This is a genomic window from Streptomyces sp. KR55 (genome assembly GCF_052245645.1).
Lineage (GTDB): Bacteria > Actinomycetota > Actinomycetes > Streptomycetales > Streptomycetaceae > Streptomyces > Streptomyces flavusporus.
In genome coordinates this window covers 20,899-38,217 of sequence record NZ_JBQQCE010000027.1, presented here as the reverse complement: position 1 = coordinate 38,217, position 17,319 = coordinate 20,899, and the positions used below count along the sequence as shown (strand labels likewise).

General features: G+C 70.4%; 13 protein-coding genes. 6 read left to right on the top strand and 7 right to left on the bottom strand.

Features of this window, described 5'->3' with window-relative positions:
* Positions 1 to 202 precede the first annotated feature (202 nt).
* From ACTWQJ_RS06505 to ACTWQJ_RS06495, 3 genes are all read left to right on the top strand, one after another.
* On the top strand, positions 203 to 853 hold the full coding sequence (locus ACTWQJ_RS06505; RefSeq protein ID WP_443305659.1) for a ThuA domain-containing protein: 651 nt from the start codon (positions 203 to 205) through the stop codon (positions 851 to 853).
* 105 nt (positions 854 to 958) lie between these two features.
* Positions 959 to 3,583: a LuxR C-terminal-related transcriptional regulator gene (locus ACTWQJ_RS06500; RefSeq protein WP_443305658.1), complete on the top strand. Its 2,625-nt coding sequence runs from the start codon at positions 959 to 961 to the stop codon at positions 3,581 to 3,583.
* 139 nt (positions 3,584 to 3,722) lie between these two features.
* Complete coding sequence (locus ACTWQJ_RS06495; protein ID WP_443305657.1) at positions 3,723 to 5,021, top strand: DUF6777 domain-containing protein; 1,299 nt, start codon at positions 3,723 to 3,725, stop codon at positions 5,019 to 5,021.
* Positions 5,022 to 5,223: 202 nt separating this feature from the next.
* Here ACTWQJ_RS06495 and ACTWQJ_RS06490 read toward each other — a convergent pair whose 3' ends face one another.
* The 7 genes from ACTWQJ_RS06490 to ACTWQJ_RS06460 form a co-directional block, all read right to left on the bottom strand.
* On the bottom strand, positions 5,224 to 6,267 hold the full coding sequence (locus ACTWQJ_RS06490) for a LacI family DNA-binding transcriptional regulator (RefSeq protein WP_443305656.1): 1,044 nt from the start codon (positions 6,265 to 6,267) through the stop codon (positions 5,224 to 5,226).
* Positions 6,268 to 6,432: 165 nt separating this feature from the next.
* Positions 6,433 to 8,022, bottom strand: a complete 1,590-nt coding sequence (locus ACTWQJ_RS06485; RefSeq protein ID WP_443305655.1) for a family 43 glycosylhydrolase — start codon at positions 8,020 to 8,022, stop codon at positions 6,433 to 6,435.
* Positions 8,019 to 8,933: a carbohydrate ABC transporter permease gene (locus tag ACTWQJ_RS06480; RefSeq protein ID WP_443305654.1), complete on the bottom strand. Its 915-nt coding sequence runs from the start codon at positions 8,931 to 8,933 to the stop codon at positions 8,019 to 8,021. Before ACTWQJ_RS06480 ends, ACTWQJ_RS06485 begins: the two co-directional genes overlap by 4 nt.
* Positions 8,933 to 9,817: a carbohydrate ABC transporter permease gene (locus ACTWQJ_RS06475; protein ID WP_443305653.1), complete on the bottom strand. Its 885-nt coding sequence runs from the start codon at positions 9,815 to 9,817 to the stop codon at positions 8,933 to 8,935. The genes ACTWQJ_RS06480 and ACTWQJ_RS06475 overlap by 1 nt, the downstream gene beginning before the upstream one ends.
* A 10-nt stretch (positions 9,818 to 9,827) precedes the next feature.
* Positions 9,828 to 11,171 carry an ABC transporter substrate-binding protein gene (locus tag ACTWQJ_RS06470; RefSeq protein ID WP_443305652.1) on the bottom strand — a complete coding sequence of 448 codons (1,344 nt, stop codon included), beginning with the start codon at positions 11,169 to 11,171 and terminating at the stop codon, positions 9,828 to 9,830.
* A gap of 242 nt (positions 11,172 to 11,413) precedes the next feature.
* Positions 11,414 to 12,502: a LacI family DNA-binding transcriptional regulator gene (locus ACTWQJ_RS06465; RefSeq protein WP_443305651.1), complete on the bottom strand. Its 1,089-nt coding sequence runs from the start codon at positions 12,500 to 12,502 to the stop codon at positions 11,414 to 11,416.
* A gap of 124 nt (positions 12,503 to 12,626) precedes the next feature.
* Complete coding sequence (locus ACTWQJ_RS06460; RefSeq protein ID WP_443305650.1) at positions 12,627 to 13,640, bottom strand: hydroxyacid dehydrogenase; 1,014 nt, start codon at positions 13,638 to 13,640, stop codon at positions 12,627 to 12,629.
* Positions 13,641 to 14,105: 465 nt separating this feature from the next.
* Between ACTWQJ_RS06460 and ACTWQJ_RS06455 the strand changes: the two genes are divergently transcribed.
* From ACTWQJ_RS06455 to ACTWQJ_RS06445, 3 genes are read left to right on the top strand one after another with little or no spacing between them, the layout of a single operon-like run.
* Entirely contained in the window at positions 14,106 to 15,455 is a 1,350-nt protein-coding gene (locus ACTWQJ_RS06455; RefSeq protein ID WP_443305649.1) for an extracellular solute-binding protein, read from the top strand.
* The gene (locus ACTWQJ_RS06450; RefSeq protein WP_443305648.1) at positions 15,452 to 16,450 is read left to right on the top strand and encodes a carbohydrate ABC transporter permease; all 999 of its coding nucleotides are present in this window, start codon (positions 15,452 to 15,454) and stop codon (positions 16,448 to 16,450) included. Before ACTWQJ_RS06455 ends, ACTWQJ_RS06450 begins: the two co-directional genes overlap by 4 nt.
* Positions 16,447 to 17,319 (top strand): carbohydrate ABC transporter permease, encoded by an 873-nt coding sequence (locus tag ACTWQJ_RS06445; RefSeq protein ID WP_443305647.1) that lies wholly within the window; start codon positions 16,447 to 16,449, stop codon positions 17,317 to 17,319. The genes ACTWQJ_RS06450 and ACTWQJ_RS06445 overlap by 4 nt, the downstream gene beginning before the upstream one ends.

Below are 17,319 nucleotides of genomic sequence, written 5' to 3'. Positions count from 1 at the left end.
GTGCTGGACAATCCGGAAGCCTTCGCTCGAGCCACCGTGGCGGCGCTTGCGGACCGAGACCAGGATTGACCAGGCCGCACGCGTAGTCGGAGCGTGACGTGGAGACGGCCGCGCGATGGCGGGCGCGTGCGCCGGGATCCGAAATTTTCGGATCCTCCAAGAGCAGGGGGACGGCTGCCCCGGGCCGTCTACGCTCGGCGGCATGATCCCCCGACTCCTCGTCTACACCCGCACCACCGCCTACCGGCACGACTCCATCCCGGCCGCCGTCGCCGCCCTCCGTGCGCTCGGGGACTTCGACGTCCACCACACCGAGGAGCCCGCGGAGCTGGAGATCCCGCTGGACGGATACGCCGCCGTCGTCTTCCTCTCCACCAGCGGTGAGGTCCTGACGGAGGCCGGGCGTGAGCGGCTCGCCGCGTATGTGGAGTCGGGGGGCGGATTCGTCGGCGTGCACGCCGCGGCCTGTACCGAGTACGAGTGGCCGTACTACGGGGAGTTGCTGGGCGCCTGGTTCGACCGGCATCCCGAGTACCAGCCCGGTAAGGCCCTCGTCGAGGACCGTGATCATCCCGCCACTCGGCACCTGCCCGCCGTCTGGGACTTCAGCGACGAGTGGTACGACTTCCGCTCCAACCCGCGAGGGACGGTGCGCGTGCTCGTGTCCGCCGACGAGTCGTCGTACGAGGGCGGGCGGATGGGGGACGACCATCCGCTGGTGTGGTGTCGGGAGTGGGGTGCGGGCCGTGTCTTCTATACGGCTCTCGGGCATGCCTCCGAGGCGTACGCGGACGCGGACTTCCGTGCCCATCTGAGGGGCGGGATCACCTGGGCGGCCCGGCTCGGCGAGTAGGCCGGACAGGCGCAAGGCGGTGCCTTGGTTGCGGCGTACGTTCGGATGAGGGGAGTCGATCCCTTTTCCGCCTGTTCCGGCACGTCAGCGCTCTATCCTTCCGGCATGGGGTGGAACTGGCCGATGACCGGCCGGGTTGAGGAGTTGCGCTTCATCGCGGCGGCGACGCGAGCGGGGGACGGGCCCCGGGGCGTTGTGCTCGCGGGGGCGGCAGGGGTGGGGAAAACCAGGCTGGCGCGCGAGGCGCTTGCGGCGGCGCGGCGGCGTGGGGCGGTGACGTCCTGGGTGACGGCGACCGCTTCGGCGCGGGGCCTGCCGTTGGGTGCGTTCGCCGGGCTGCTGGGGGCGGCCGCCCAGGATCCGACGCGGATACTGCCGCAGGCGGTTGATGCGCTGGTGACCGGATCGGGGCGGGCGGGCGCGGTGATCGGGGTCGATGACGCCCATCTGCTGGACGAGTTGTCGGCGTTGCTCGTGCACCAGTTGGTGCTGCGCTCCCCGGCCACCGTGGTGGTGACCGTCCGCAGTGGCGTACCGGCGCCCGATGCGGTGACCGCTCTGTGGAAGGACGGTCACCTCGACCGGCGTGAGGTCCGGGCGCTGACCGAGGCGGAGACCGGTGCGCTGCTGGAGGCCGTGCTCGACGGCCCGGTGGACAGCGCGGGGGTCGCCCGTCTGTGGGCGCTGACCGGAGGAAACGCGCTGTTCCTGCGGCTGCTGGTCGACAGTGAGCTGGAGGCGGGCCGCATGCACCGGTCCGGCGGCGTGTGGCGCTGGTCGGGCCGGCCGCAGGTGCCGCCCGGACTGGCGGAGCTGGTGGACGCGCTGATGGGCCGGCTGTCGGATCCGGTACGGCAGGTGGTGAACCTGCTCGCCCTGAGCGAGCCCCTTGGCGTCACCCTGCTCGGCCGGCTCGTCGACCCCGCTGCGGTGGAGCTGGCCGAGACGTCCGGCGTGGTGAAAGTGGAGCGGGACGGCCGGCGGCTCGAGGCGAGGCTCGCCCATCCGCTCTACGGCGAGCTGCAGCGCGCCCGCCTCGGGCAGCTCACGGCGCGCAGACTGCGGGGTTCCATCGCGACGGCGCTGGCCGCCACCGGATGCCGGCGCGTCGACGACACCTTGCGGCGGGCCGTACTCGCCGCGGACTCCGATCTGGAACCGGACGCCGCACTGCTCACCGACGCCGCGCACCGCGCCATCCAGATGCTCGATCTCCCGCTCGCCGAGCGGCTGGCCCGGGCGGCGGCGGAAACCGGCGGATTCGAGGCGAGGTCCGCACATGCCCACGCCCTGTCATGGCTGAACCGGGCCGACGAGGCCGACGCGGAGTTGACGGCGCTGGCCGGCCTCGCGTCCACCGAGCAGCAGCGCCTCGCGGTGGCGGTCCCGCGTGCGGCCAACCTGTTCTGGACCGCCGGCCGGCCGGCGGAGGCGGAAGAGGTGCTGGAGGAGGCCACGAGTCGCCTCCGCGATCCGTTCTGCCTCGATGTGCTGACGGCTGTACGGGGTGCCTTCCACGTCTTCCAGGGACGGCCGCGAGAAGGAGCGGAGGACGGGGCGGCGGCGCTCGCCCGGGCGGACCTGCCCGACCTGGCGGTCGTCCTGGCGTCCTTCGGTGTCGTCGGCGGCCTGGGGGCCATGGGCCGTACGGACGGACTCGGCTCCGCCGCGGCGCGCGGATATGTCGCAGCCGCGCGGTCCTTCGACGCAGCCGCTCCCGGCCTCGGCCTGTGCGACCTCCACATGACCGGGCTGCGCCTGGCCGGCCGGCTGCACGAGGTCGAGGAAATCGGTCGCGCCCGACTGCGGGCAAGCCGGGCCGTGCACGGGCCCATGCAGCTGATGGCTGTGGCGCTGGCGGGGCACGCGGCGCTGTACCGGGGGCAGTTGCGCACCGCGATACGCCGGTTCCGGGAGGCCCGTGCCGGGCTGGTCCCCACGGAGACCCAGGGCTTCGCGTTCCGCTGCCTGGTGAACCTGGTCCAGGCGCTTGCCATGACGGGCGATGCGGCAGCGGCCCGTGACGCACTGGAGCGGACGGAGCCCGAACGCCATCCTGCCGCCGTCTTCTTCGAGCCGGACCTGATGCTCGCCCAGGCATGGACGTCCGCTGCCGAGGGCGCGGTCACCGAGGCGATCAGGCTCGCGCACGACGCCGCGACGCTCGCCGCCGACCGGGACCAGGTCGCGTACGCGATGTACGCGCTGCACACCGCCGTGCGCTTCGGCGACCGCACCTCCGCCGCCCGGCTCGCCGCCCTGGCCACGCAGGTTGACGGGCCCCGCGCACCGGTCGCCGCCGCCCACGCCGCCGGGCTGGCCGCCGGCGACGCCGATGCCCTGCTCGCGGTGTCCGCCGCCCTGGAGGAGATGGGGGATCTGGCGGCGGCCGCGGACGCCGCCGCCCAGGCGGCCACCGTGCACAGTCGCGCCGACCGGGGCACGGCGGCGCGTGCCGCCGCCGCACGGGCGCACCGGCTGGCCGAAGAGTGCGAGGGCGCCCGGACTCCCGCGCTGATCACTGCCGCCCGGCCGTTGCCGCTCACCGACCGGGAGCGCGAGATCGCCATGATGGCGGTGCACGGTCTGAGCAACCGGGACATCGCCGCGCGGCTCGTCGTCTCGGTGCGCACGGTCGAGGGCCATCTCTACCGCATCTACGGCAAGTTGGGCGTGGCGGGCCGCGGTGATCTCGCCGCCTTCCTGTCGTCGGTGGGCACGGACACCTGAGAGGTGCGTACGCCCCGAAGCGAGTAGCCGACTACTCGTGCGCCGGCCCGGTCCGCCCCCGATCCTCGAGTCGGCGGGAGCACTCTCCCGCACAGGCACGAACTACTCGTCGTCGCCTGACAGGTGGGACCGGAAGGACATGATGGGCGCGACATTCCGATCGCGGGGGGAACGCTTCGGCCGCACGGCGTTCCGTGGGCTCGCCGCGGTGGTGGCGATGCTGCTGGGGGTCACCGTACTGACCGGGTGCCCCGGCCCCAAGTCGAAGGTGATGGCTGTGGGCCGGGGCGTGGTCGGCGCCTCGCCGTTCTCCAGGGTGCTGCTCGGGGCCGACCTGGCCATGAGCGCCGTGGATGCGCTGTCGGGCGGGGACAAAAGCGGGAACACGCCGGGGCTTTACGGCGGATCCCGCAAGAAGGTCACCTGCCTGAAGGACCAACTCGTCGACTTCCTCAAGGACCCCGGCAACAGCGACAAGGCGAAGGCCTGGGCAAAGGTGCAGGGCATCGAGGTCGATCAGATCGAGAAGTTCATCGATGATCTGACCCCGGTCGTGCTGCGCAATCCCACGCTGGTCAAGAACCACAACTACCGCAAGGGCAAGGCGGTTCCGTACGAGGCACTGCTGGAGGCGGGGATCGCCGTACTGATCGACCTGTTCGGACGGCCGGTCGTGAAGTGCAACTGCGGCAACCCGCTGGCGGCGCCGGCCCACGGCATCGACGAGGTGGAGGTGGACTTCGGCAAGGGGCGGACGAGGACCTGGAAGGGCGACTACGACAAGGACAAGGTCGTGACGGTCAAGCAGCCCGAGGACTCCTCCGGCCTGGAGAAGGTCGCCCTGGTCGATGTGGACGCCCCGGAGAGGGGGATCGAGCGGCCGGTCGGTACCGACGGCGGCCAGGACACCGCACTGCCCGCGGACCCGGATGCCGGGACGGCTGGGGACGTCACAGTTCCGGATGTGCTGGGCAGCTCGCTCGATGACGCGACGGGGCAGCTCCAGGACGAGGGTTTCGTGGTCGAGACGGTTGAGGTACCGGCCGACGGTGCCGCGACCGGCACGGTGGTCGGTCAGGAGCCGGCCGGCGGGGGGACGGCGGCCGAGGGTGCGACCGTGACCCTGCACGTGGCCGCCGAGGACTCCACGCAGCCCCCGGAGGGCGGTGTCCTGGTCCCGGACCTGGCCGGCCGACCGGCACCGGAGGCGTTCGCGGAGCTCGAGTCGTTGGGACTCGTTCCCGTGTACGGCCCGGACTCCGCGCAGTCCGCCACCGCCCTTGTCCAGCAGACCGATCCGGCGGCCGGGACCACCGTCGCCCCGGGAGCCACAGTCACCGTGACGGCCGCGGAGGAGGCGCCCGGCGCCCCGTCCGACGACCCGGGAGCCGGGGACGTAAACCAGGAACCGGACGACGGCACGGCGGACGCGGGGTAGCTCTCGCTCCAACCGCCCGCTTGCCGCGCGACGGCCACGTGCGAGTCGCACGGAGGCCGGCCCCGGCGCCGCCGCGGGGGAGCGGCGCCGGGGCCCTCGCGCGCGGAGCGTTGGCGCCCGACCGCGCGGACACACGCCAGTTGACCGGCGGAACGCAGACGTCCGGCGGGAGTTGCCAGGGCGCGGCCCTTGTCCGGCGGGCCTACCCGCGCAGCCGAGCCGTGCTTGATCGTTCCACCAGGCGGGTCGACAGTTCCGTGCGGGTGCTCTCCGGGCGGTCGCCGGCCATCATGCGGACGAGCAGGCGCAGGGCCGTGGCCGCCATTTCCGAGATGGGCTGACGGACCGTGGTCAGGGGAGGGGAGGCCCAGCGGGCCTCGGGCAGGTCGTCGAAACCGACCACACTGATGTCGTCCGGGATCCTCAACCCCCGCTCGGCCACGGCGTCGTACACCCCCCGGGCCATGCGGTCCGAGCAGACGACGACGGCCGTCGGCGGCTCGGGCAGGTCGAGGAGTTCGCGCATGCGTCCGCGGGCGGCGGCCTCGTCGAACCCGGCGTGCCGCACATACTCCGGGCGGTGCTGCACCCCGGCCGAGGCGAGCGCCGAGCGGTAGCCCGCGATCCTGGCGCTGCTGCACATCGTGTGGCGGTGGCCGGCGATGACGGCGATGCGTTCGTGGCCGAGCGCCAGCAGGTGCTGGGTCGCCGTCACCCCGCCCTGCCAGTTCGCCGCGCCCACCGACACCACGCCGGGCGGTGGTTCGTGCGCCGGGTCGATCATCACGAAGGGGATGCGGTGCTGTGCGAGCCACGCGTACTGGGGCTCCGTCAGTTCGGCCAGGTTGAACAGCACGCCCGCCGATCCGCGCGCGGTGAGCTTGTCCAGCCAGTCGCGCTCCGGGCAGCCGGAGCGGCTGCGGGCGAGGCCTGCCGAGACGACCACGTCCAGGCCGGCGTCGTGCGCCGCCCGCTCCACGCCGTGCAGCACCGCACCGGACCAGGAGCTGTCCAGCGAGTGCACGACGAGGTCGACGAGGCGGGGTGCCTTTGCCGCGTCGAAGCGTGGTCTGCGCACATAACCGAGCCGGTCCAGGGCCTCCGTGACCCGGCGGCGCGTCTCGGGCGCCACGTCCTCGCGGCCGTTGACCACCTTGGACGCGGTCGGTACCGACACCCCCGCCTCACGGGCCACCACCGCCAGCGTCGGCCCGGCCGGAGCGCTCGCACTTGCCGTACGGCCCATCGGAAACCGCCCCTCCGGCCCGCCCGAGGGCCATCGAAAGTCGCGACCAGCACTGCTTTCGTGGTCGGCACACCGAACTCGGGATAGAAAGCGCTTCCTACACTAAGCGTGCGGCACGGAGACGTGAAGACACCGGAATCGCAGGACTGCGAAGACGTGCGCCTGCTACGGCGTGCAGGTCAGCCGGAAGCCCTGGAAGTCCGCAGTGAAGGACGCGTCGACGAGGTCGCGGGCGTGGATCCCGGCCATGGCGCCGGTGAAACGCAGCCGGGAACCGTGGTCGTCGGACAGCCGGCTGAAGTCGAGCGGTGGTCCGATCGGTGTGCGGACCCCGTCCCGTACGTACCAGAACCGCGCGTCGGCACCCTCGATCGTCACACCCAGCGTCACCGGCACGTCCGCCTCGACGTCGACCACCGCCACCTGCCGGGCGCCCTCCTCGTCGCGCTCCACGAGGCCGAGCACCGTCCGGCCACCGCCGCCCCGCCACTGCTGGCCGCGCTGCGGCTCGCCCTCCGGCTCCGCCCAGGTCAGTTCGAGGCTGAGGTACGCCTCGCTGTCGTACCGCAGGACCAGCCCGGCGGCCTGCGTGAAGCTGCGCGGCCGGGCCTCGATCGTGACCTCCGCCTCCGCCCGGTGCTCCGTGATCCGCTGGGCCAGCAGACTCTGCGCCCACCGCGACTCGGGACCGTGGCGGCCGCGCAGCCGGATCCAGCCGGGGCGGCTGGTGATGTCGGCCCAGGAGGGATCCGGGTACTCGCGCAGGGAGCTCCACGGCCAGTCCAACTCCCCTGAAGCGGACAGGCCTTGGGGATTCCGGGGCTGCGTCGGTACGTCCACCTCGACCGCCGGATGCCACCCGCCGTGCGCCAGCCTCGGCCACCCCTCCGCGTCCCACACCACCCGCTGGATCGCCGTCTCCCGGCCGAGCGTGCAGCGCGGCCCGTGCGGTGTCCGCAGCGGGCGTGCCGTCAGATGGCTCAACAGCCAAGCGCCGTCCGGGGTTTGCACCAGCTCGCCGTGCCCTGCCTTCTGCAGCGGCAGAGACGGGTCGTCCCGGGAGGTCAGCAGGGGTCGGCTGTCGAGTTCGTACGGCCCGGTCAGGGCGCGGCTGCGCGCCACCAGCACGCCGTGCTCGAAACCGGTGCCGCCCTCCGCCAGCACCAGGTGGAACCAGCCGTCCCGATGCACCACCTTCGGCCCCTCGACGAGCCGTTCGTGCTGCAGCAGCAGGTGCGTGTCGCCGAGGGGGCCCAGCGTCTCCCGGTCCAGTTCGGTCAGGACGATCCCGGCGAAGCGCCGGCCGCCGGGGCGGTGGTCGTTCTGGAGGTTGAGCAGCCACAGCCTGCCCTCGTGGTGGTAGAGGGCGGGGTCGAAGCCGTGGCTCGGGAGGCGGCGCGGGGGAGTCCAGGGGCCGCTCACGTCCGGCGCGGTGGTGACGTACGTGTCCAGGTCGAAGTACGGCGTACCCACCGAGCGTACGACGGAGTGGACCACCCAGAAGCGGTCGCCGTCCCAGCTCAGTGACGGCGCCCAGACGCCCCCGGAGTCGGGCACCCCGGCCAGCGAGTCGCCGGGGGCCGCGCCCCGCACATGGCCCGCGTACTCCCAGTGCGCGAGGTCCCGGGACCGGTGGATCGGGATCGTCGGGAACCACTCGAAGGAACTCGTCGCCACGTAGTACCACTCGCCCACCCGGACGATGGACGGGTCCGGGGCGAAGCCGCGGATGACGGGGTTGTGCAGCAGGGTCACTTCAGGGCCCCCAGCGTGACGCCCGTCCGCCAGTAGCGGCGCATCGCGACCATCATGATCGCCATCGGGACGATGGACAGCAGCGCACCGGTCAGGACGAGGCTGGTGAGGTCGACGCCGGATTCGAGGCGTCTGCCGGACCAGTTGTACAGGCCGAGGTTGAGGGTCCAGTTCTCCTCGCCGCGCAGGACGGTGAGGGGGAGGAAGAAGGCGTTCCAGGTGTTGACGAAGGCGAGCAGGAAGACCGTGGCGCCGCCGGTCGTCATCATGCGCAGCACGATGCTGAAGAAGATGCGCAGCTCGCCCGCGCCGTCGATGCGGGCCGCCTCCAGCAGCTCGAACGGGATGGTCGACTCCGTGTAGACCTTGGCCAGGTACACGCTGAACGGGTTGATCAGGCAGGGGATCAGCATCGCCCACGGGGTGTCGACGAGGCCGATCTCCGAGAACATCAGGTACAGGGGGAGCGTCAGCAGAGCGATCGGGATCAGGAACGAGCCCACCACGCAGGCGAAGACCAGCCGGCGGCCGGGGAAGTCGAAACGGGCCAGGCCGTAGCCGGTGGCGAGGGCGATGAGGGTGCCGCCGAGGGAGCCGACGCCCGCATACAACAGTGAGTTGGCCGTCCAGCGCAGGAAGATGCCGTCCTCGAACGTGAAGAGCTGATGCAGGTTGTCCCACAGGTGCATGCCGGAGAACCACAGGCCGTTGCTCTGGTACAGCCCCCTGCGGTCCTTCGTGGCGGCCACGATCAGCCACCACACCGGGAAGAGGCTGTACACGCTGGCCAGGACCAGGCCGATGAGGAGGAAGCGCTGCCCGCCCCGTGAACGGGCAGCGTGATCAGGGCGGCCCAGGCGGCGCACCGTGCGCGTGGGCGGCTTCTTCGTACGGTCCTCGGTGAGCACCATCAGTCGGCCTCCCTCGAAGTCAGCCGGTAGAAGAGGAAGGACGCGACGCCGAGGATGAGCGCGAGGAGTACCGACAGGGTCGCGGCGTAGTGGTAGTTGCCGGCGTTGAACGCCTGGTTGTAGATGATCATGATCGGGGTGAAGCTGTCGTTCACCGTCTGCGGTGTGACGTTCCGGAAGAGCGCCGGCTCGTTGAAGATCTGCAGCATCTGGATGATCGAGAGCATGCCCGTCAGGACGAGTGCGCCGCGCACATACGGGATCTTGATGCTGAGGGCGATCCGGCGTTCGGACGCGCCGTCGAGGCGTGCGGCCTCGAACAGTTCGCGGGGCACGGCCTGCAGGGCGGCGTAGATGATCACCATGTTGTAGCCGATGCCGTGCCAGGTGAGCAGGTTGCCGATGGACGGCCACACCATGGACGGGGCGAAGAAGTTCCAGTCGAAGCCGAAGACCTCGCCCAGGGGGGTCAGCGGGCCGACCTCGGGGCTGTAGAGGTTGATCCAGACGATCGCGGCGACCACGCCCGGGATCATGTACGGGACCAGCAGCAGGATCCGGAAGCGGCCGGCCGCGCGTGCGGTGACCGCGTCCAGGAGCAGTGCCAGGATCAGGCTGATCAGCAGCATCACCGGGATCTGCACACAGGCGAACAGCACCACGCGCAGGACGGAGCCCATGAACGCGGAGTCGGTCAGGCCCTGTCGGTAGTTGTCGAGGCCGGAGAACGTCTCCGTGGAGCCGCCGAGGCCGAGGCCCGAGCTCTGTTCGGTGAACAGGGACTGGTGGACGGCGTACCCGATCGGGAGCAGGTAGAGGAAGACGAAGCCGAGCTGGAAGGGCACCGTGAAGGCGGCGCCCTTCCAGCGCAGGGAGCGAATCATCGGTGAGTGCCTAGCCCTTGACGCTGATACCGCGGGACTTCAGGTCGTTGACCGTCCACTCCTGCATGTGTGCCAGGAGGTCGGTGACCTTCTGCTCCTTGTTGATGACCTTGGCCCAGCCGGCCTGCATCTCCGTGAACATGGCGGTCCAGTTCGGGCCGAAGGTCCAGTCGGTGGTGACGGTGTCGAGGCTGTCGGTCACGACCTTCTGCGCGGGCTCGTAGTTCTTGCCGAGCAGCTTCTCGGAGATCGACTCGCCGACGTACGTCTCGCTGTCGGCGAGGGCGGGCATCACGCCGTTGCCGGTCTCCGGGCTCGCCATCGTCTTGACCGCGCCGGCGTCGGTCGACATCCACAGCGCTGCCTCGGCGGCCTGCTCCTGGTGCTTGCACTGCTCGGTCACCAGGGTCACGCTGCCGGTGAGGTTGGTGCCGGCCGGGGTCTTGGGCGCCTCGCCGGTGAAGGTCGGCCAGGGGGAGAGCGCCCAGTCGCCGAAGGACTCGGTGAAGTTCTGCACCATGCCGGCCATCTGCCAGGTGGAGATCTGCCGGGTCGCGGTGCCGCCCTTGTCGTAGTTGCGCTGCACGGCGGCGTAGTCGGCGAAGGACAGCTTGGAGTTGAGGTCGTTGTCGATGATCTCCTGGATCACCTCGGCGGCCTTGAGGGTGCCCTCGTCCTGGAAGTCCACCTTCCAGGAGTTGCCGTCGACGGCGTACCAGTGCGCGCCGGCCTGCATGGCGAGCACCTCCAGGGTGCTGGGGTCCTCACCGGCGTAGTTGGTGATCTCGATGTTGTGCTTCTTCAGCTCCTTGCCCGCGGCGATGAAGTCGTCCCAGGTGGCAGGGGGCTCGATGCCGTACTTCTCGAAGATGTCGGCACGGTAGATCGTGAAGTTCGGTGAGGAGCTGGTCGGGACGCCGTAGAGCTTGCCCTGTACCTGGGCGCTCGCCCAGGAACCGGCGTTGAACTTGTCCTTCTCGCCCTCGACGTACTGGGTGATGTCGGCGAGCGCACCCTCCGCGACCCAGCTGGTCACGTACTCGGCGGTGTTCTGCACCAGGCAGGGCGCGTTGCCCGCCTTGACCGCGTTGGTCAGCTGCTTCTGCATGGTCAGCTGGTCGGTGACCTTGGTGTACTTGAGCTGGACGTCCTCGTGACTGGCGTTGAAGGCCTTGACGACCGCCTCCTGGCCGTTCGCCCAGCCCCAGAAGGGGAGGGTCACCGGGCCGGAACCCGAGGAGTCTCCGGAGCCGGAGTCGGAGTCGGAGCCGCCGCAGGCGGCGAGCAGACCGGTGAGCGCGACACCCGCGACTGCGGCGCGGGCGAACCTTCTCCGGGGGCTGGTGATGTTCATCTGACCGTGTTCCTTCGGAAAGTAGGCGTCTCGCAACGGGAGGACGCGGCGGCTCGGTACTGGCCGGCGAGGGCGGTCTGAAAACCGTCGGCTCGGCGGGCGGGGCGGCCAGGCAGAAGTGATAGAAACCGGTTGCTGGGAAGGTAGGCCGTAGCCCCGGGCTCTAGCAAGAGGTCTGCGGCAATTTGTTTGGGCGGAATCGCGGAAAACGTTTACGGAAACAGGTCCGGACCGTCGGGTGGCTAACCGCGCCGCCGGGGCGGCCGTACGGAGTGGCGTACGACGACGTGGGTGCCCAGCACGAGATGCTCCCCGTCGGCCCCCTTGCGCCGCCCTGCCCCGCCCTCGCGTCGGTCTGCCACCGCACGCAGCGCGACCCGGCCCATCTCCTCGTACGGCACGTGCACGGTGGTCAGCTGGGGCGTGAGCTGGGCTGCCAGCGGGATGTCGTCGTAGCCGACGATCGACACGTCCTCCGGCACGCGCAGTCCGGCCGCCCGCAGGGCCTGCATGGCGCCCGCGGCGACCACGTCGGTGCCGGCGAGCACGGCGGTGAAGTCGAGCTTCTCGCGCAGGGCCGTCTCGACGGCCTCGTAGCCGTGCTCGTAGTCGTACGGACCGTGCCGCACCATGCCCGGCTCGAACGGCACGCCGTACGCCTCGAAGGCGCGCCCGGCGCCGCGCAGCCGGCCCTGTGCGGTGGTCAGTTCGGCGGGACCCGGCAGTACGAGGATGTCCCGGTGGCCGGCGGACAGCAGGTGGCTGGCCATCGCGTAGGCGCCGGACTCGTTGTCGTAGTCGACGGTCGTCGCCGGGACGTCGCCCTCCAGCGGCGGTCGGCCGACCAGGACGAGGTGGGAGCCGGCCGCGTCCAGGGAGCGGGCGAAACGGGCCATACGCAGCTGGTACTCGTCGTAGTCGTAGGCGCCGCCGAGCAGGACGACGGCGGCGACGCCCTGCTGGCGCATGAGGTTCACCAGGGCCAGCTCCCGCTCCGGGTCGTCGCCCGTCGTGCCGACCAGCGAGAGCCAGCCGCGCAGCGTGGCCGCGCCCTCGACGCCCTTGGCCACATGGGCGAAGGCGGCGCCGGTGATGTTGTTGATGAGGATCGCGACCGTCGGGGTCCCGCCGCCGGCCAGGGAGCGGGCGTGGGCGTTGGTCACGTAGTCCAGGTCCCGGACGACCTTCATCACCCTGCGGCGCAGGTCGTCGGAGACCGGATAGTTGCCGGACAGCACACGCGACACGCTCGCCACGGAGACGCCCGCGCGTTCCGCCACGTCCCGGATCGTCGCCCGGCCGGCGTCGCCCGGTGCCTTGCGCTGACTCACCGTTGCGGCTCCTTCACCGTCGTGGCCCGAACACCGGGGCGGGTGCGCTCGCTTCCGGTGCGGAAACCGTATCCCATCGTTCCTCCAGGTAGGACGCCTGTGGACAACCCTTGTGCGGTGGGCGTCAGGCGACCCGGGGCAGGTCCGCATGGCGCACCTCGTGGGCGAGGGGCAAGCCCGCGGCCAGGCGCTCCAGCTCCTCCACGACGATGCGGCCCAGGCGCTCGAGTTCGTTGCCGAGCGAGCCCGCGATGTGCGGGGTGAGGAAGACGTTGGGGAGCCGGTAGAGGGGCGACTCGGCGGGCAGCGGCTCGGGTTCGGTGACGTCGAGAACCGCGCTGAGGCGGCCGGAGAGCAGCTCGTCGGTGAGGGCGTCGTGGTCGACGAGGGCACCCCGGGAGGTGTTGATGAGAACGCCGCCGTCGCGGATGAGGGCGAGGCGTTCGCGGTCCAGCATGTGCTGGGTCTCGGGGATGTCGGGGGCGTGCAGACTGACGATGTCGCTGCTGCTCAGCAGGTCCTCCAGGGACACGGACCTGGTGCCGAGCGCGGTGGCCTCCGTGGCGTTCACGTAGGGGTCGTGGAGCAGGACCTCGAAGTCGTACGGACGCAGCAGCTCGAGGAGTCTGCGGCCCACGCGCGAGGCGCCGATGACGCCGACGCGGCGGCCGAGGTTGCCGGTGGCGGCGGTCTCGGCGGGGGTCGGGTGGGTGTGCGTGGCGCGGAAGCGCTCGCGGTGCGCGAAGGCGTCCTTTCCGGCCAGCAGGATCATCGCGAGCGTGTACTCCGCGACCGGCAGGGCGTTGCCGGTGACCGCGCTGGAGACGGTGACGCCGCGCTTCCACAGGGCCTCGCCGACCAGCGAGCGGACGGAGCCGGCGGCGTGCAGGACCGCGCGCAGGCCGGGTGCCGCGGTGAGGGTGTCCTCGTCGAGGTGCGGGCAGCCCCAGCCGGTGATCAGCACGTCGGCGCGGGCCAGCTGCGCTGCGGCGCCAGGGGCGGCGAAGTCCCGTACGACGAACGTGGGGTCGATCTCGGCCGTCTGCTGCAGCCGTGCCACCAGGGGCTCGGGGAAGAGCAGCGGGAGGTGCACCGGATCCATGGCGAACACGGCCCGGGGCAGCGGGGCGCTGGGCATGACACTCCTGAAGAGGGAGGGGTGGTCGGAAACATTTTCTGAAAGCGTCTTCTACCGTAGATCCGCAGTCGACGGAGGGTCAATCGGCGGGACGGGGTGGAAGATCCGCAAGTTTTTCGAGTCGTTGGCTGCGGGCGCCGACGCCGCGGAGGGGGTAGGGGTGTCCGGCGTGTCCGCTCTGCGAGATGTTGGCAACCGGTTGCCGGGGCGGCCGCCCGGTTTTGCGCCCGTGCGACTGTCCTGGTTTGCGCTGGTCAGCGGCCAGTTGGGGCTCGCCGTCGGACCCATGAGACATGTCATCGGCGTTTCGTGGACCTTTCGAAATTCCGCGAGGACCCTTGACGCGCCCTCCGGACGGGCCGAAGCTCTGGCCACTCAGTCATAGCAACCGGTTGCTACTTGTTACTGCGGCCAGATCCGCGATCCGGCCGTGCCGTGCTCCCCGAACCAGAAGGTGAGGCCCCCATGCCTTCCCACGCCGGTGCTCCCCCCAGCCGCCGCCGGTTTCTCGCCCTGTCGGCCGGCGGCGCCGTGGCCGGTGCGGCAGCGCTGAGCGGTTGCGCCCTGCAGGTGGCCGGCGCCGCGACCGGCGGCGGCGAGAGCATCACGATGATGGTCGAACTCGACGACGTCTCCCCGGAGCTGATCCAGCAGGCCCGGAAGGAACTCGGCATCGGGATCACCGTGGTGAAGAACGACATCACCCGGCTGATCGCGATGCTCACCAGCGGCAACCCGCCGGACCTGGTCCGTGGCCTCGGCGCCCTGGACGCGCCGTACTTCGCCGCCCGGGGTGTGGCCGAGGACCTGGACCCGTACTTCGCCAAGTCGGCCATTCTCAAGACCGACAACCTGGACCCGGCCAACGACGTGTGGCGGTTCGACGGCACGACCCAGGGCAAGGGCCCCCGCTACGGCATGGCGAAGGACTTCTCCCAGGACGCGATGTTCTGGTACAACACCGCGCAGTTCGACAGGGCGGGCGTCGACTACCCCTCCGAGACCGAGCCGATCACGTACGAGGAGTGGCTGGAGAACGCCAAGCGGCTGGTCCAGCGGAAGAACGGCCAGACCACCGTGTACGGCGGCAGCTACAACGGCGTGAACCTCACCGTCCTCCTGACGAACCTGACGGCCGCCGCCGGAGGCAGCCTCTTCTCCGAGGACTTCAGCCGAGTCGACTTCACCAGCCCCGAGGCGCGCAAGGCCCTGACCTGGTACGTGGAGTACGCCAAGACCAGGGTCGGGCCGAGCCTCATCCAGCCCAACCCCGACGCCTGGGACGGTCCCACCTACGTCGCGAACCGCTTGGCCATGTCCGGCAGCGGCTACTGGCTCGGCGGCATGATCAACGAAGACCCGAAGGTGGCGGAGATATCCCGCCTCGCCCCCGCTCCCGTCTTCGAGGGCGGCCCACGGCTCAGCTCCTGCCAGGCCGGCACCGGTATGTGGATGCCGAAGAAGGCACGGAACAAGGACGCCGCCTGGCGGGTCTTCGAGTGGTTCTTCGGTGAGGCGCCGGCCAAGGCGCGCGCGGAGGGCGGCTGGGGGATACCGACGCTCAAGTCGCTGCGCCCGCTGATGCCGCAGAAGGAGGACTACCAGAAGCGGGTCTTCAAGGTGCAGGAGGCCGAGCTGGAGCACTTTTCGGTGACCCCCTTCACCCCCTACGCCAAGTTGGACGCCTTCGAAGCCCTCATCAACCAGGTCATGCCGGCCGCGATGAACGGCCAGATCTCCGTCGACGCCCTCGCGGGACGCCTCAACTCGGCCCTCAACGAGCAGCTGAAGCGCGGTAAGGAGCAGGTGGGATGACAGTCGGCCAGATCCCCGAAGCCGCACAGCGGCCCCGTGCCGCCGCGCGCACCGGCTCCCCGCGCTCCGCGGACCTGCCCCGGAACTCCATGACGGCGCGGCGCCACCGGGCGTTCTACATGTTCACCTCGCCCTGGATCATCGGGTTCCTGCTGCTGACCGTCGGCCCCATGGCGTACGCGCTGTGGCTGAGCTTCACCACCTTCGACGGCATCTCGCCCAACTGGCGCTACGTCGGGCTCGACAACTACCGCGAGCTGCTGTCCGACCCGGTGACCTGGGACTCGCTCAGCCGCGCCGGCGTCTTCGCCATCACCTCCGTACCCCTGTCGATCGTCGCGGGGCTCGCCCTCGCGGTGCTGGTGAACCGCCCCATCAAGGCACGGGGCCTGTTCCGCACCCTGCTCTATCTGCCGGCCGTCGTACCGCCGGTCGGCGCGGGCCTCATCTTCAAACAGCTCTTCAACCGGGACTCGGGTGCCGCCAACGGCGTCCTGAACATCTTCGGCATCGACGCGATCGCCTGGCTCGACGACCCCTACGCCCGCTATGTGATCCTGATGGCGGTGCTCTGGGGCGCTGGCAACGTCATGATCATCTCGCTGGCCGGCCTCCAGGACGTGCCCCGCGAACTCCACGAGGCGGCCCGCATCGACGGCGCGAGCGCCTGGCGGACCTTCCGCAGCATCACCGTGCCGCTGCTCTCGCCGGTCCTGCTCTTCCAGGCCGTCACCGGGATGATCGCCTCGGTGCAGACGATCATGCCGCTCCTGATCGCCGCCGAGCCCACCCCCAAGGGCGTCACCGCGATCCCTCAGACCAACTACATGTACATGATGCACGTGTTCGCGGAGTACTTCGCGTTGGGCCGCTACGGCTACGCCTCCGCGCTCCTGTGGGTGCTCTTCATCCTGATCCTCGTCGTGACCGGACTCATCTTCAAGGCCACGTCCGGTGTGGTGTTCTACAACGTCGACCCGGAGGCGAAGAAGTGACCGCCACCAGCGTGACCCCGAAGACCCCCGACTCCGCAGGCCGGGTGCGGGTACGCGCGTCTCGGCTCGTGCTCTACACCATCCTGGTCGTCGTCACCGGCCTGATGCTCGGCCCCTTCGGCTGGCTGATCATCACCGGTCTGAAGACCACCCCCGAACTCGCCGCATCTCCCGTGCACTGGCTGCCCGACAAGATCCAGTGGCACAATTTCGCCGACGCCTTCACCCAGATCGAGTTCCTCGGCTACGCCCGCAACTCCCTCGTCATCTCCCTGATCTACGCCACCCTGGTCACCCTGAGCTCCGCCTGGGTCGGCTTCGGGTTCGCGCGGCTCAACGCCCCGGGAAAGAAGGTCCTGTTCGGGATCCTGCTCGGCTCGATGATGCTGCCACAGATGATCACGTTGTTCCCGACCTATCTCATCTTCGCGAAGCTCGGCATGGTCGACACCTACTGGCCATGGGTGCTGTGGGGACTGTCGGCGGCTCCGTATCTCGTCTTCCTGTTCCGGCAGTTCTTCGCCGGCATGCCCCGGGAACTGGAGGAGGCCGCGATCGTCGACGGCTGCGGCTACCCCCGGATCTTCTGGCAGATCTTCCTGCCGCAGTCCTGGCCGGTCCTGACCGCGAGCTTCGTCATCGCCTTCACCTGGAGCTGGGGCGACTTCATCGCCCCCATGCTGCTCCTGTCCAGCGACCGCACCACGCTCTCCGTCGCCCTCATGACCTCGTACGTCACGCCGGGCGGACTGCCCGTGAACAACCTGCTGGCCGCCGGCTCCGTGATGTACGTCGTCCCCATCCTGCTGATCTTCCTCGTCGCCCAGCGCGGCTTCGTCGCCGGGATGTCCACCTCCGGTCTCAAGTAA